This window comes from Vibrio navarrensis, assembly GCF_000764325.1.
Classification (GTDB): Bacteria; Pseudomonadota; Gammaproteobacteria; order Enterobacterales; family Vibrionaceae; genus Vibrio; species Vibrio navarrensis.
Genome location: NZ_JMCG01000001.1, coordinates 2,771,982 through 2,785,433, shown reverse-complemented (window position 1 = coordinate 2,785,433; position 13,452 = coordinate 2,771,982). Strand labels below are relative to the sequence as shown.

At 51.8% G+C, this 13,452-nt stretch carries 11 protein-coding genes; 7 read left to right on the top strand and 4 right to left on the bottom strand.

From position 1 onward, the window contains the following. Both proW and proV read right to left on the bottom strand, forming a co-directional pair. Positions 1-1,080, bottom strand: a complete 1,080-nt coding sequence (proW, locus tag EA26_RS12305) for a glycine betaine/L-proline ABC transporter permease ProW (protein WP_039427834.1) — start codon at positions 1,078-1,080, stop codon at positions 1-3. A 5-nt stretch (positions 1,081-1,085) separates the two neighbouring features. Further along, the gene (proV, locus tag EA26_RS12300) at positions 1,086-2,273 is read right to left on the bottom strand and encodes a glycine betaine/L-proline ABC transporter ATP-binding protein ProV (protein ID WP_039427832.1); all 1,188 of its coding nucleotides are present in this window, start codon (positions 2,271-2,273) and stop codon (positions 1,086-1,088) included. A 120-nt stretch (positions 2,274-2,393) separates the two neighbouring features. Here proV and EA26_RS21885 point away from each other — a divergent pair, with 120 nt between their 5' ends. The 7 genes from EA26_RS21885 (at position 2,394) to choV (ending at position 9,527) form a co-directional block, all read left to right on the top strand. Further along, positions 2,394-2,576: a hypothetical protein gene (locus EA26_RS21885; RefSeq protein ID WP_160173459.1), complete on the top strand. Its 183-nt coding sequence runs from the start codon at positions 2,394-2,396 to the stop codon at positions 2,574-2,576. Positions 2,577-2,649: 73 nt separating this feature from the next. After that, positions 2,650-3,246: a transcriptional regulator BetI gene (gene betI / locus EA26_RS12290; protein ID WP_039427828.1), complete on the top strand. Its 597-nt coding sequence runs from the start codon at positions 2,650-2,652 to the stop codon at positions 3,244-3,246. 20 nt (positions 3,247-3,266) lie between these two features. Then, positions 3,267-4,727 (top strand): betaine-aldehyde dehydrogenase, encoded by a 1,461-nt coding sequence (gene betB, locus EA26_RS12285; RefSeq protein ID WP_039429099.1) that lies wholly within the window; start codon positions 3,267-3,269, stop codon positions 4,725-4,727. Between the two features lie 22 nt (positions 4,728-4,749). After that, complete coding sequence (gene betA, locus EA26_RS12280) at positions 4,750-6,450, top strand: choline dehydrogenase (RefSeq protein ID WP_039427826.1); 1,701 nt, start codon at positions 4,750-4,752, stop codon at positions 6,448-6,450. A 70-nt stretch (positions 6,451-6,520) separates the two neighbouring features. Further along, positions 6,521-7,459 carry a choline ABC transporter substrate-binding protein gene (locus EA26_RS12275; RefSeq protein ID WP_039427825.1) on the top strand — a complete coding sequence of 313 codons (939 nt, stop codon included), beginning with the start codon at positions 6,521-6,523 and terminating at the stop codon, positions 7,457-7,459. A gap of 44 nt (positions 7,460-7,503) precedes the next feature. Continuing rightward, positions 7,504-8,346 (top strand): choline ABC transporter permease subunit, encoded by an 843-nt coding sequence (gene choW, locus EA26_RS12270; protein ID WP_039427823.1) that lies wholly within the window; start codon positions 7,504-7,506, stop codon positions 8,344-8,346. A 2-nt stretch (positions 8,347-8,348) separates the two neighbouring features. After that, a complete protein-coding gene (gene choV, locus EA26_RS12265; RefSeq protein WP_039427822.1) occupies positions 8,349-9,527 on the top strand; it encodes a choline ABC transporter ATP-binding protein in 1,179 nt (392 codons plus the stop codon). A 258-nt stretch (positions 9,528-9,785) separates the two neighbouring features. Here the strand turns inward: choV and EA26_RS12255 are convergent, their stop codons facing one another. Next, on the bottom strand, positions 9,786-10,781 hold the full coding sequence (locus EA26_RS12255) for a cytochrome-c peroxidase (RefSeq protein WP_226970216.1): 996 nt from the start codon (positions 10,779-10,781) through the stop codon (positions 9,786-9,788). A 270-nt stretch (positions 10,782-11,051) separates the two neighbouring features. Next, the gene (gene ppsA / locus EA26_RS12250) at positions 11,052-13,439 is read right to left on the bottom strand and encodes a phosphoenolpyruvate synthase (RefSeq protein WP_039427819.1); all 2,388 of its coding nucleotides are present in this window, start codon (positions 13,437-13,439) and stop codon (positions 11,052-11,054) included. Positions 13,440-13,452 lie beyond the last annotated feature (13 nt).

Here is a 13,452-nt window from a genome sequence, read left to right as displayed (position 1 = left end):
TTATTTCTCCATTTTGCTAAATTCAGGTGAGGGCTTGCGGGAGTTGAAGAGTCGCGTCAGCAGAGATGCTGGTCCGGTGTGATACCAGCGCAGTTTGCTATTGCCCGCGTTGTCCCCCAAGGTTTGTGTGATGCGATCAAGTAAAATCGCCAGAATGACGATGCCGACCCCGCCGACTGCGGCTAGGCCCATATCTAAACGGCCGATGCCACGCAGCACCATCTGGCCTAAGCCGCCAACGGCAATCATGGAGGCAATCACCACCATGGAAAGTGACAACATGAGAGTTTGATTGACCCCAGCCATAATGGTGGGCAGCGCCAGAGGCAGTTGAATGCGATAGAGCATTTGCCGTTTGTTGGCGCCAAAGGCGTGACCTGCTTCAATTAGCTCTTCGGGCACTTGTTGAATGCCTAAAATCGTCAAACGCACCACAGGTGGCAGGGCAAAAATGATGGTGACAACTACGCCGGGCACGTTGCCAATGCCAAACAGCATCACGATTGGTACCAGATAGACAAAAGCGGGCGTGGTCTGCATCGCATCCAGCAGTGGGCGAATAATTTTGGCGGCGGTTTGGCTGCGTGCGAGCCAGATCCCCAATGGCAAACCAATCAACAAGCAGAAAAATACTGACGTCATGACCAGTGCCAAGGTGGTCATGGCTTGCGACCAAGCGCCAATCAAACCGATGAAGATCAGTGACGCAAGTGTGGCACTGCCTAAGCGAACATTTGAGCATTGCCAAGCAAGCAAAAACAAGATCAGCAGCATGATGGGTGCTGGTGTGGAAACCAGTGCGGTTTCGAAAGAGGAGAGAATAAAATCGATCGGCACGCGTACGGCTTGAAACAGCGGGCGACCATGATCCACCAGCCAGTTTAATCCGGTTTCTACCCAGTGATCGAAGGGCAAAATGGCTTGCTCGAAGGGATGAAGCGGATCAAACGATGGGAGCGGCGGCACATCACTATTGAGCCAATCGGCATTGTCGGTCACGGGCGTTGCTTGTCCCCAAGGATCGCTTGGCGCAGCGCTGGTTTGTGACCACGGGTCACTGGTTTCTGATTCGTTAGACATAGTTACTACTCCTTGTCTAGGGTTTGCAGCAGCCGTGATTTGGTGACCACACCAAAGTACTGCCCTTGTTCATCGACAACGGGAACGGCGTAAGGCACCCCGGCCACAAGGCCCAAGATGTCGTTGACTGACTGTTCGGGCATGAGTGCGATGGCGTCAGGTAGTTGCGCGCTACTCAAAGAGCGCTGTTCTTTGTGCGCAAGGCGCAGCGAGTCGAGCGACACCACACCGGAATAGCGGTTGGATTTATCAATCACAATGCCGTAATCGCGGTCCTGCTCAAGCAATATCTGCATGGCGGATCTTGGGCCGTCGTGCTCACTCTTCTTAAACACCGCCACCGGTTTTTTCCGCGCAATGTCTTTGGCGGTTAATACGCTCGCCACATTGACACCACGAAAGAAGGCAGCCACGTAGTCGTTGGCTGGATGGTTGAGGATCTCATCGGGTGTGCCGACTTGCACCACATCCCCATGCTGCATGATGGCGATGCGATCGCCGATGCGCATCGCTTCATCCAGATCGTGCGAAATAAATACGATGGTGCGTTTATCGTCGTTTTGCAGGCGCAAAAGCTCGTCTTGCATTTCGGCGCGGATCAAAGGATCAAGCGCTGAAAACGCTTCATCCATCAATAAGATATCGGGGTCGCACGCCAGTGCACGTGCCAGACCGACGCGCTGTTTCATCCCTCCGGAAAGTTCATCGGGAAACGCCTCTGCATAGGCGTCCAATCCGACGCGGTTGAGCGCAGCAAGCGCGGTGCTTTCTCGCTCCTCAACGGCAATGCCGGCCAGCTCTAAGCCGAAGGCGGCGTTTTCCAGCACCGTCATATGCGGCATTAAAGCGAAGTTTTGAAACACCATGGAGATGTGTTTGCGGCGCACCTCACGCAGTTCTTGCTCAGAAATGTGGGCGATATCTTTGCCCTTAAGCAATACGCTGCCCTTGGTGGGTTCAATCAAGCGATTGAGTAAGCGAACGAGAGTGGACTTGCCAGAACCAGACAGTCCCATAATGACAAAAATTTCTCCGGCTTGAATCGACAGTGACACATCATTGACGCCGATGGTCAATCCTGTCTTTTGCAAAATGCCGTCCTTGTCGACACCCTTCTCTAGCAGGGTAAAGGCCTGCTCTGGCTGCTCCCCGAATACCTTAAACAGGCCTCGGGTTTCCAGTATGGGGTTCATAGTTTTTTCCTTGTACTGTTACTTAGAGACGTAACATTTAGTACTCTAAATAATTATTGGGATTTTTTCAATCTTAAACCTGAGTGTGCTCAGTTGAATCTAAGATTGCACCATGCTCTTGTGGCAAAATTAACCGGTAATTGCTGGTTAAATATCATCTTTTTGCTTCTATTTTTACCAATTGGTGTGTTTTATGGCGACTTGTGTGATGCTTTGTTGAGCAATGAAAATGAGTTTTCGACCATCACCGAAGGTTTTATCGCTTCTCTTTGTGAGGAGTTTTACGAGCCATTTTTAAAATAAACATTTGTGCACGAATAAATAATGTGGCATTTTAATTTAACTGCACGTTCAATTAAAAACATCAGGAGCCAAAATGCCGAAGGTTGGGATGCCGCAAATACGTAAGCCGCAACTGGTGAATGCGACCATGACGGTGATTGATCGCGTGGGTCTGCACGCCGCCAGTATTGCCCTGATTAGCAAAGAGGCGGGGGTATCGACGGGCATCATTAATCACTATTTCGGTGGCAAGCACGGTTTGTTGGAAGAAACCATGCGGGAGATCCTCCGTCAGTTATCGCGCACTGTGGTGGAGCGTTTAGCCGCGCTCCCCAAACAGGCCTACCACCAAAGGATCAATGCCATCATCGACGGAAACTTTTCCGGTTACCAAGTGGAAAACAAAGTGGCCAAAACGTGGTTGGCGTTTTGGTCTTATTCCATGCACGACGAGCAGCTAAAGCGGCTGCAACGAGTCAATGAGAAGCGCTTGATCTCTCATCTCAAACATGAACTGAAAGCGCTGCTCAATCGCGATCAAGCGGAACTGGTCGCCCACGGCATTGCGGCATTGATTGATGGTATTTGGTTACGCGGGGCGCTCAACCCCGATGGGATCAGTGGCGAAACCGCCAAAGTGATCATTAACGATTATTTGGACAAGCAACTCACTTTTTATACAAAACAATAACGACGAGTCAGACCTTCATGATGGATAACAAATCACATTACATTGGCGGTAAAGCCGTAACTCGTGAAGCCAGCGAGTATTTTACCACCTACAACCCGGCCACGGGCGAGCCGCTGGCACGCGTCGCTCAGGCTACTTCTGACGATCTTGAGCAAGCGATAGTCGCCGCCAAAAGCGGTTTTGCCATTTGGTCGGCGATGTCAGTACAAGAGCGTTGTCGAATTTTGCACCGAGCGGTGGCGCTGCTGCGTGAGCACAACGACGCGCTGGCGAAACTGGAAGTACTGGATAGCGGTAAGCCGCTGCAAGAAGCCATTGTCGTGGACATCGCCACCGGCGCCGACGTGATTGAATACTACGCGGGGCTCGCCGTGTCACTGCAAGGTGAGCAGCAGTCACTCAGTGCCAAGCAGTTTTACTACACTCGCCGTGAGCCGCTCGGCATTTGCGCTGGCATTGGTGCCTGGAACTACCCAATCCAGATTGCGATGTGGAAATCGGCCCCAGCGCTTGCCGCAGGCAACGTGATGATTTTCAAACCCTCCGAAGAAACGCCACTTTCGGCACTGAAACTGGCGGAAATATTTACCCAAGCAGGCCTGCCAGATGGCGTGTTCAACGTAATTCAAGGCGACTATCGTGTCGGGCAAATGCTCACTGCCCATCCTGATATCGCCAAAGTCTCTTTTACGGGGGAATCAACTACGGGCAGAGCCGTGATGGCCGATAGCGCCAAGACACTGAAATCGGTGACGATGGAGCTCGGCGGTAAATCCCCCCTGATCATTTTTGAGGACGCTAAGCTCGATCAGGCTGTCTCAGCGGCGATGGTGGCGAACTTCTACACCCAAGGGGAAGTGTGTACCCACGGTACACGCGTGTTTGTGCACGAGTCGCTCTATGACGATTTTGTCGCACAACTGAAAACGCGCACCGAGCGTTTGCGTATCGGCGATCCGATGGATATGGAGACGCAAATTGGCGCGCTGATCTCCGGCGAGCATCTGAATAAAGTGATGGCCGCAATTGAAAGCGCGAAACAGAGCGGCGCGACCTTACTCACAGGCGGCGAGCGTCTGATGGCAAATGGTTTGGATAAAGGCAATTTTGTTGCGCCAACCGTGTTTATCGACTGCCAAGACGAGATGGCCCACGTGCAGCAGGAGATATTTGGCCCGGTGATGTCGGTTTTGAAATTTCGCACGGAAGAAGAGGTCATTGCCCGCGCCAATCACAGCGATTATGGCTTGGCGGCTGGGGTATTTACCCAGAATCTTGGCCGAGCGCATCGAGTGATTCATCAGCTGCAAGCCGGGATCTGCTGGATCAACACCTGGGGAGACTCGCCCGCTGAAATGCCGGTTGGCGGTTACAAACACTCTGGGATTGGGCGTGAAAACGGCCCGGAAACGCTGCGTCACTACACGCAAACTAAAAGCGTATTAGTCGAGATGGGCGATTTCGTCGGCCCGTACCAATAATCAGCAAATAAGAGAGAAAACCATGCAACAACACTACGATTACATCATCGTCGGTGCGGGATCGGCCGGCTGCGTTTTGGCCGATAGGCTGTCTGAAAGTGGTGAACATCAAGTGCTGCTTTTGGAAGCGGGCGGCTCTGATAACAGCATTTTCATCCAGATGCCCACCGCGCTCTCTTACCCGATGAACAGCGAGAAATACGCTTGGCAATATGAAACGGTCGCGGAGTCTGGCCTGTCTGGGCGACAGCTGCATTGCCCGCGAGGCAAAGTGCTCGGCGGCAGCTCTTCTATCAACGGCATGGTGTATGTCCGTGGCCATGCTTGCGATTTTGATGAGTGGGAAGCGCAGGGCGCGGCTGGTTGGAACTATCAAGCCTGTTTGCCTTATTTTCGCCGTGCCGAAGCTTGGATTGGCGGCGCGGATCAGTATCGCGGCGGGGAGGGGCCACTTGGCACCTGCGCAGGCAACGAGATGACGCTCAACCCGCTCTATCAAGCCTTTATCGATGCAGGCGCTGAAGCGGGCTATCCGCAAACATCGGATTACAACGGCTACCAACAAGAAGGCTTTGGACCGATGCACATGACGGTGAAAAATGGCGTTCGTGCTTCCACCTCTAACGCGTACTTAAGCCGAGCGAAAAAGCGAGCCAATTTCACTCTGATCAAAGGCGTTAACGCGCAAAAAGTGCTGCTAGAAAACAAACGGGCTGTCGGTGTTGTGTTTGAGAAATCGGGCAAAACCTCACAGTGCCTTGCGCGCAATGAAGTGATTTTAAGCGCCGGCCCCATCGGCTCGGTGCAACTGCTGCAACTTTCTGGCATCGGCCCGAAAGCGGTACTTGAGCGTGCCAAGGTGTCCTTAGTGCATGATTTGCCCGGCGTGGGGCGCAATTTGCAGGATCATCTGGAAGTGTACTTTCAATATCACTGCAAAGAGCCCATTACCCTCAACAGCAAACTTGGCTTAGTTAGCAAAGGGTTGATCGGCGCACAATGGATTCTGACCCGCAAAGGGTTGGGCGCGACCAACCATTTTGAATCTTGCGCCTTTATTCGCTCACGTAAAGGGCTGAAGTGGCCAAACATTCAGTATCACTTTTTGCCTGCGGCGATGCGCTACGATGGACGTGCAGCCTTTGCTGGTCATGGCTTTCAGGTGCATGTCGGCCCCAACAAACCGCAAAGTCGTGGCAGCGTCGAAATCATCTCGGCGAATCCAAACGACAAACCCAAGATTGAGTTTAACTACATTTCGACCGAGCAAGATCGCCAAGATTGGCGAGACTGCATTCGTTTAACGCGCGAAATTCTTGCACAGCCAGCGCTCGATGCCTATCGCGGTGAAGAGATTCAGCCGGGCGCGGACGTGGTCAGCGATGACGCGATCGATCACTGGGTGCGCGAAAATGTGGAAAGCGCCTATCACCCGTCATGCAGCTGCAAAATGGGCGCGGACGATGATCCAATGGCAGTGCTGGATGAACAGTGTCGAGTGCGTGGCCTGAGTGCATTGCGCGTGGTCGACTCGTCAGTCTTTCCCACTATTCCCAATGGCAACCTCAATGCACCAACCATTATGGTCGCTGAGCGGGCTGCGGACATGATTTTAGATAAAGCCCTGCTCGAAGCCGGCAACGTCCCGGTGTGGCTCGCGCCGAATTGGCAAGAGAGCCAACGAATGCATCCACCGAAAAGAGCGTTACAACACGCGCCATAGCGATGTGCTAAGTCATCAGCAAGTAACACATTTAATAATGAAAAGTCAGAAAAACGATAAGGAATCGATTATGTCTATGACGACAAAACTGCTCACCACCACCGCCCTCACGCTTTTTGCCGCCAACAGCTACGCCAACAGCTGTCAAACGGTGCGCTTTGCCGATGTGGGTTGGACCGATATTACCGCCACCACCGCTGTTACCTCTGAGCTGCTCAAAGGTCTCGGCTATGAGACGAAAACCGATCTTCTTTCGGTTCCGGTGACTTACTCTTCAATGGCCAACGGCGACATCGACGTGTTTCTCGGTAACTGGATGCCGACGATGGAAGGCGACATCGCTAAGTACCGCCAAGCGGGGACGGTCGAAACGGTACGTGCTAATCTGCAAGGGGCCAAATACACCTTAGCTGTGCCGAAGTACGTTTATGACGCGGGCGTGACAAATTTCGCCGATCTCGCCAAGCACGCCGACAAGTTCAAATCTCGCATCTACGGTATCGAACCGGGCAACGATGGCAACCGCTTGATCCAATCGATGATTGATGCCAATGCCTTTGATTTAAAAACGTTTCGTCTAGTGGAATCGAGCGAAGCGGGCATGGTGTCACAAGTCTCTCGCGCCGCACGCCGTCAGCAGTGGATTGTCTATTTAGGCTGGGCACCTCACCCGATGAACAGCAATGTTGAGATGGAATATCTGGCCGGTGGCGATGACTATTTCGGGCCGAATTACGGCGGTGCCAATGTTTACACCAATGTACGTGCAAATTACCTAGCGCAGTGCCCAAACGTTGGTCAACTGCTGCAAAACTTGCAATTTAGCCTGGAGATGGAAAACCAGTTGATGGAAGCGATCCTCAATCAGAAGCAGAAACCGGCGGTGGCGGCGCAGCAATGGCTAAAAGCCAATCCAAACGAGCTGCAGCGCTGGTTAAAAGGGGTGAAAACCCTGCAAGGCGAAGACGCCGTGCAAGCGGTTATGAACTACCTCGATAGCAACGTGTAAGCGCGTTGCTTGTCCTGTTTCGATTAAATAACAAAGGCTTAATTGTGAATTTTATTACTGATAACAAAATCCCTCTGGGTCAATGGATGGAGACGGGGGTTGACTGGTTGACCTTAAACGCCGCCGGCGTTTTTGACGCCATCTCCTACTTTCTAGAAACGGTTATCCTGTTTGTGGTGGATATTTTTAAGTGGATGCCACCGGCGCTACCGATAGTCATCACCGCCTTATTGGCGTGGCTGCTGCATCGCAGCCTGCCTTTGATGCTGTTTGTGGTCGCTGCTTTGCTGCTGATCCTCAACCTTGGTTATTGGCAAGAAATGCTGGAAACCTTTGTCTTGGTCTTTGCCGCGACAACGATTTCCGTATTAATTGGCGTACCCCTTGGCATCATGGCGGCGCATCGCCCTTGGCTTTACACCTTGCTGCGACCAATTCTTGACCTGATGCAAACTGTGCCAACCTTTGTCTATCTGATCCCTACCTTGGTGCTGTTTGGTCTTGGTATCGTACCGGGTTTGATCTCCACCATCATTTTTGCCATCGCCGCGCCGATCCGCCTGACCTATTTAGGCATCACTAAAGTGCCGCAAGAGCTGATTGAAGCGGGCAAAGCGTTTGGGGCCAGCCGCATGAAACTGCTGCTTAAAGTCGAACTGCCAGCGGCGCTGCCCAACATTATGGCGGGCATCACGCAGTGCATCATGTTGTCGCTCTCTATGGTGGTAATTGCCGCACTGGTCGGTGCCGATGGTCTCGGTAAGCCTGTGGTGCGCGCGCTGAACACGGTGAACATTTCACAAGGCTTTGAAGCAGGCCTTGCGATTGTACTGGTGGCGATCATCCTTGATCGCTTGTGCAAAACCCCCAACCAAAAGGAGGCATAACCATGGATGCCATTACGATTAAAAATCTGGATGTGGTTTTTGGTTCGGATCCCGCACTGGCGTTTGAAAGGCTCGATCAAGGAAAATCACGCCAAGAGATCATTGATGAAGTCGGTCAAGTGGTGGGGGTCAATAACGTCAGCATGAGCGTCAAAGAGGGCGAAATTTGCGTGTTGATGGGGCTTTCGGGCTCGGGCAAGTCAAGTTTGCTGCGCGCTGTGAATGGGCTAAATCCGGTGTCACGTGGTGCTTTGCTGGTGAAAGATGGTGAGCAGCAGGCGGACTTAGCCACGTGCGACCAAGAAACGCTGCGTCATCTGCGCACTCATCGCGTTTCTATGGTGTTTCAAACTTTTGCTCTTATGCCGTGGCTGAACGTTTTGGATAACGTGGCGTTTGGTTTGGAGATGCAAGGTATCAGTAAAAAAGTGCGCCGCGCAAAAGCGCGTGAACAACTCGCGATGGTTGGGCTGGCGGAATGGGAAGACAAATTTCCCCATGAACTTTCCGGCGGGATGCAGCAGCGGGTTGGCTTGGCGCGCGCATTTGCTATGGACAGCGACATTCTGTTGATGGATGAGCCCTTTTCGGCGCTCGATCCGCTGATTCGTGCCCAACTGCAAGATGAGCTGTTGCAACTGCAAAAACAGCTGAATAAGACCATTTTGTTTGTCAGCCACGATCTGGATGAAGCGCTGAAAATTGGCAACCGCATTGCGATCATGGAGTCTGGACAATTGATTCAACACGGGAAGCCTGAGCAGATAGTGCTGCAACCCGAAAACCAATATGTGCGCGATTTTGTGGCTCACACCAATCCGCTTAACGTGCTGAAAGGGCGCTCTCTGATGCGTCCAGTGGAAGAGCTCACACAGCAAGCGCAGCGCTGGCAAGTGTGTAATGAGCAAGCGCTGTGGGTGGAGCAGCAAAAGCAGGGGATAACGCTGGTTGATTCGTCGCACCAATTGCTGGACTGGCATCAAGAGGGCGTTGGCCTTGGCGATATCAATGACCATACCGTCGTTGCGGTCGAGCCTGATATCGGTATGCGTGAAGTGATTGAACTTAAGCAGCGTACTAAACAACCGATTCTGCTGGTGGAGCAGCAACGTCTGGTCGGCGTGCTGAGTGACAGGCAGTTGTATGGCGCGCTCCTTGGCAACTTCGCCGCTTCAGCCTAAGCAAAACGATGCGCCAGTATTGAGCAGAACGGATGGCTTGCTGATTCTTTTGCGCTACACTTGGCCGTTAGCCAATAAAGGGGAAAGCCATGCTGATTGGAATTAAGTTGCTTAAACTGGCGGTGATTTGCGCCCTGTTCTTTACTATTTTTGACTTGATTGCTCATGGTGAAGTGACGTGGGTGGCGCGTCTTTTAGGGATGTAAGTAAAAAATTGAGCCTTCTTAAGAAGGCTCAATTTGTTTGCCGCTCAACCTTTTAGTCAAACGGACGTGGTATTGGCGTGTTTGGCGTGGAAGGTGGCAATATGGGCAGCGAGAATGAAGGTTGATCGCCTGTTAAGGTATAGAGAAAAGCGACAATTTTCTGGTTCTCTTCAGATGTGAATGTTCGGCCGAGCTGTAGCCTTCCCATAATGTCTACCGCTTCTGTCAAAGTCTGGGCTTCGCCATCGTGGAAGTAGGGATAAGTTAATGCCACGTTACGTAACGTCGGCACTTTGAACTTAAATCGGTCAGCATCTTTGCCAGTCACAGCGCTTAAGCCTTCAGCACTGTTTGCGGTTTGGTAAGGTTCAATCAACCCCATTTTTTGAAACGAAGTGCCACCGAGTGAGCTACCGTTATGGCAAGCCACACATCCTGAGTTTTTAAATAGCTGATATCCTTCCAGCTCCGCTTGAGTGATGGCGTTATCATCCCCCATTAACCATTGGTCAAAACGTGAGTTAGGGGTGACTAAGGTTTTCTCAAACTCGGCGATGGAGTCAGTGACTTGGTCAATATCAATTTTCTCTTTGCCAAACACCAACTTGAATTCGTTAACGTATTGTGGAATAGACTGCAATACATCGATCGCCAGCGTGTGAGTAAAGGCCATTTCTCCCGGATTGGCAATCGGGCCTCCCGCTTGCTCTTTCAAGTCAGCGGCCCTGCCATCCCAAAACTGGGCGATATTGAGGCTTGAGTTTAGAACCGTTGGCGAGTTTATCGGACCTTGCTGCCAGTTGTGTCCAATGGATGTTTTTAGATTGTCGCTGCCGCCCATACTGAGGTTGTGGCATGAGTTACACGAGATGAATCCAGATTTTGATAAGCGAGGATCAAAATAGAGTTTTTTGCCTAACTCGGCTTTACCAAGATGGATTTCTTGTGCTTGGGCGATAGGGGTGACGGGTTCACTGCGATTACTCGATAGAGCGGAGGTAGAGAAAACGCTACTGATAGCAATGGCAAGAGTAACGACTCGTATCATATTGGCTTCCTTTTCTTGTTATAGGCGCGATATAGCGCCGATTAATGAACTGACGACCTTACTACTTTGGAAGTATGGCTGAGGGAAAAGGAGTGATGATGGCGAGTTCTATTTCGGTTGTTTTAGATCAAAAATCGGCAGGGATAAAATCTACAATTGAGACTTTGCTCAAAATATAGCCGCTGGATTGTCGGCCATCTTCCCCGCAAACGGTTGGTTAAAAATAAAAAGCGCCAAAAATGGCGCTTTTGCGTTTCCATTGCAAATGGATTACTGGCTCGCTTTACCAAGCTGAAGCCAAGTATCAATCACAGTGTCTGGGTTGAGCGACACTGAGCTGATGCCTTGTTCCATTAACCACTGTGCAAAGTCTTCGTGATCCGAAGGGCCTTGGCCACAGATGCCGACGTATTTGCCTGCTTTGGTTGCTGCGTCGATGGCCATTTTCAACATCGCTTTCACCGCAGGGTTACGCTCGTCGAACAGGTGAGCGACATCGCCTGAATCTCGGTCGAGGCCGAGCGTGAGCTGAGTCATGTCGTTTGAGCCAATCGAGAAACCGTCGAAGTACTTGAGGAACTCATCCGCCAGCACCGCGTTTGACGGTAGCTCACACATCATGATCACTTTCAGACCTTGATCGCCACGGCGCAGATCAAACTTAGCGAGCAAGTCAATCACCTGAGCCGCTTCACTTGGCGTGCGTACAAACGGGATCATGATTTCGACGTTTTTCAGCCCCATTTCGTCACGTACGCGTTTGATCGCTTGCGTTTCCAGCTCGAAACAGTCTTCAAACTGTGGCGAGATGTAACGCGATGCCCCACGAAAGCCCAGCATCGGGTTCTCTTCGTGCGGTTCGTAGCCTTTGCCGCCGACAAGGTTGCTGTATTCGTTCGATTTAAAATCGGACATGCGCACAATAACGCGCTTTGGCCAGAACGCTGCGGCGATGGTGGCGATCCCTTCAGTCAGTTTGCTCACGTAGAAATCGATAGGATCTTTGTAACCGCGAATACGCTGGCTGATCTCGACTTTGAGGCTGTCGCTTTGCTGATCAAAATTGAGCAGCGCTTTCGGGTGGATGCCAATCATCTTGTTGATGATGAACTCCAATCGTGCCAAACCCACCCCTTCGTTAGGGATCTGAGCGAAATCGAACGCTCGGTCTGGGTTGCCGACGTTCATCATCACTTTGGTGGGTAGCATAGGCAGCTCATCAACGGTTGAACGGCGCACGGCAAACTCGATCTGCCCTTGATAGACATAGCCAGTTTCGCCTTCAGCACAAGATACGGTGACGAGCTCGCCATCTTTCAGCTGGCTGGTTGCGTGTCCACAGCCGACAATGGCCGGAATACCAAGCTCACGAGCGATGATGGCTGCGTGGCAAGTGCGTCCACCACGGTTGGTGACAATCGCCGACGCTTTTTTCATCACCGGTTCCCAATCTGGGTCGGTCATGTCGGTGACCAGCACGTCGCCTTCTTGCACCAGTGACATTTGATCGAGTGAATCGACCAAACGAACCACACCAGAGCCGATACGCTGGCCAATTGCACGACCTTCCACTAGCACTTCTGCTTTGTGGCTCAGTTCGTAGCGCTCGATCACATTCTGTTCGCTTTGCGAGCAGACAGTTTCAGGGCGAGCCTGCACTATGTAGAGCTTGCCGTCGATACCATCTTTGGCCCACTCAATATCCATCGGACGCTGATAGTGCTTCTCAATGATCATCGCCTGTTTGGCCAGCTCAATGATCTCCTCATTGGTGAGGGAAAATTCGCTGCGCTCTTGCTCGGTGGTATCGACAATTTCCACCTGCTTGCCAATCACTTGGCTGTTGGCGTAGATCATTTTGCTCAGTTTCGAGCCAAAGGTTTTCTTGACGATGGGCGCTTGACCCGCTTCAAGCAGCGGCTTGTGCACGTAGAATTCGTCTGGGTTAACCGCGCCTTGCACTACCATTTCGCCAAGGCCCCAAGCGGAGGTGATGAACACCACTTTGTCAAAACCGGATTCGGTATCAAGAGTGAACATGACGCCGGACGCGGCTTTGTCGGAACGCACCATGCGCTGAATGCCCGCGGAGAGCGAAATACCACGGTGGTCGAAACCTTGGTGCACGCGGTAAGAGATAGCGCGATCGTTAAACAGTGATGCATAGACGTGTTTGGTCGCTTCCAGCACAGCGTCGATGCCTTTGACGTTAAGAAACGTCTCTTGCTGGCCGGCAAAGGAAGCGTCCGGCAAATCTTCTGCGGTCGCGGAAGAGCGCACAGCAACAGAAAGCTCGTCGTTACCCGCAGTGAGCTCTGCGTAGTTGCTGCGGATATCTTGCTCGAGATCCGCTGGGAATGGGGCTTCTAAAACCCACTGACGAATCATGGCACCGGTTTTACGCAGCGCGTCAACGTCGTCTACATCCAGTTCGTCAAGCAGTTGGTGAATACGCTCATCCAGCCCTTCGTAATCAAGGAACTGGTTAAACGCGTAAGAGGTGGTCGCAAAACCGTTGGGCACAGAAACGCCAGCATTGGCAAGGTTAGACACCATTTCACCAAGAGAAGCATTTTTTCCGCCGACTTTATCGACATCTTCCATGGATAGGCTATTGAACCAGAGGGTGTTCTTTTGCATGTCTTTCTCCAGAAACATTGCAGCTTGTAGG

What these genes read in the sequence shown, in the direction of transcription:
- proW (WP_039427834.1), bottom strand. Translation starts at nt 1,080, where the DNA reads ATGTCTAACGAATCAGAAACCAGTGACCCGTGGTCACAAACCAGCGCT.
- proV (WP_039427832.1), bottom strand. Translation starts at nt 2,273, where the DNA reads ATGAACCCCATACTGGAAACCCGAGGCCTGTTTAAGGTATTCGGGGAG.
- betI (WP_039427828.1), top strand. Translation starts at nt 2,650, where the DNA reads ATGCCGAAGGTTGGGATGCCGCAAATACGTAAGCCGCAACTGGTGAAT.
- betB (WP_039429099.1), top strand. Translation starts at nt 3,267, where the DNA reads ATGGATAACAAATCACATTACATTGGCGGTAAAGCCGTAACTCGTGAA.
- betA (WP_039427826.1), top strand. Translation starts at nt 4,750, where the DNA reads ATGCAACAACACTACGATTACATCATCGTCGGTGCGGGATCGGCCGGC.
- EA26_RS12275 (WP_039427825.1), top strand. Translation starts at nt 6,521, where the DNA reads ATGTCTATGACGACAAAACTGCTCACCACCACCGCCCTCACGCTTTTT.
- choV (WP_039427822.1), top strand. Translation starts at nt 8,349, where the DNA reads ATGGATGCCATTACGATTAAAAATCTGGATGTGGTTTTTGGTTCGGAT.
- EA26_RS12255 (WP_226970216.1), bottom strand. Translation starts at nt 10,781, where the DNA reads ATGATACGAGTCGTTACTCTTGCCATTGCTATCAGTAGCGTTTTCTCT.
- ppsA (WP_039427819.1), bottom strand. Translation starts at nt 13,439, where the DNA reads ATGTTTCTGGAGAAAGACATGCAAAAGAACACCCTCTGGTTCAATAGC.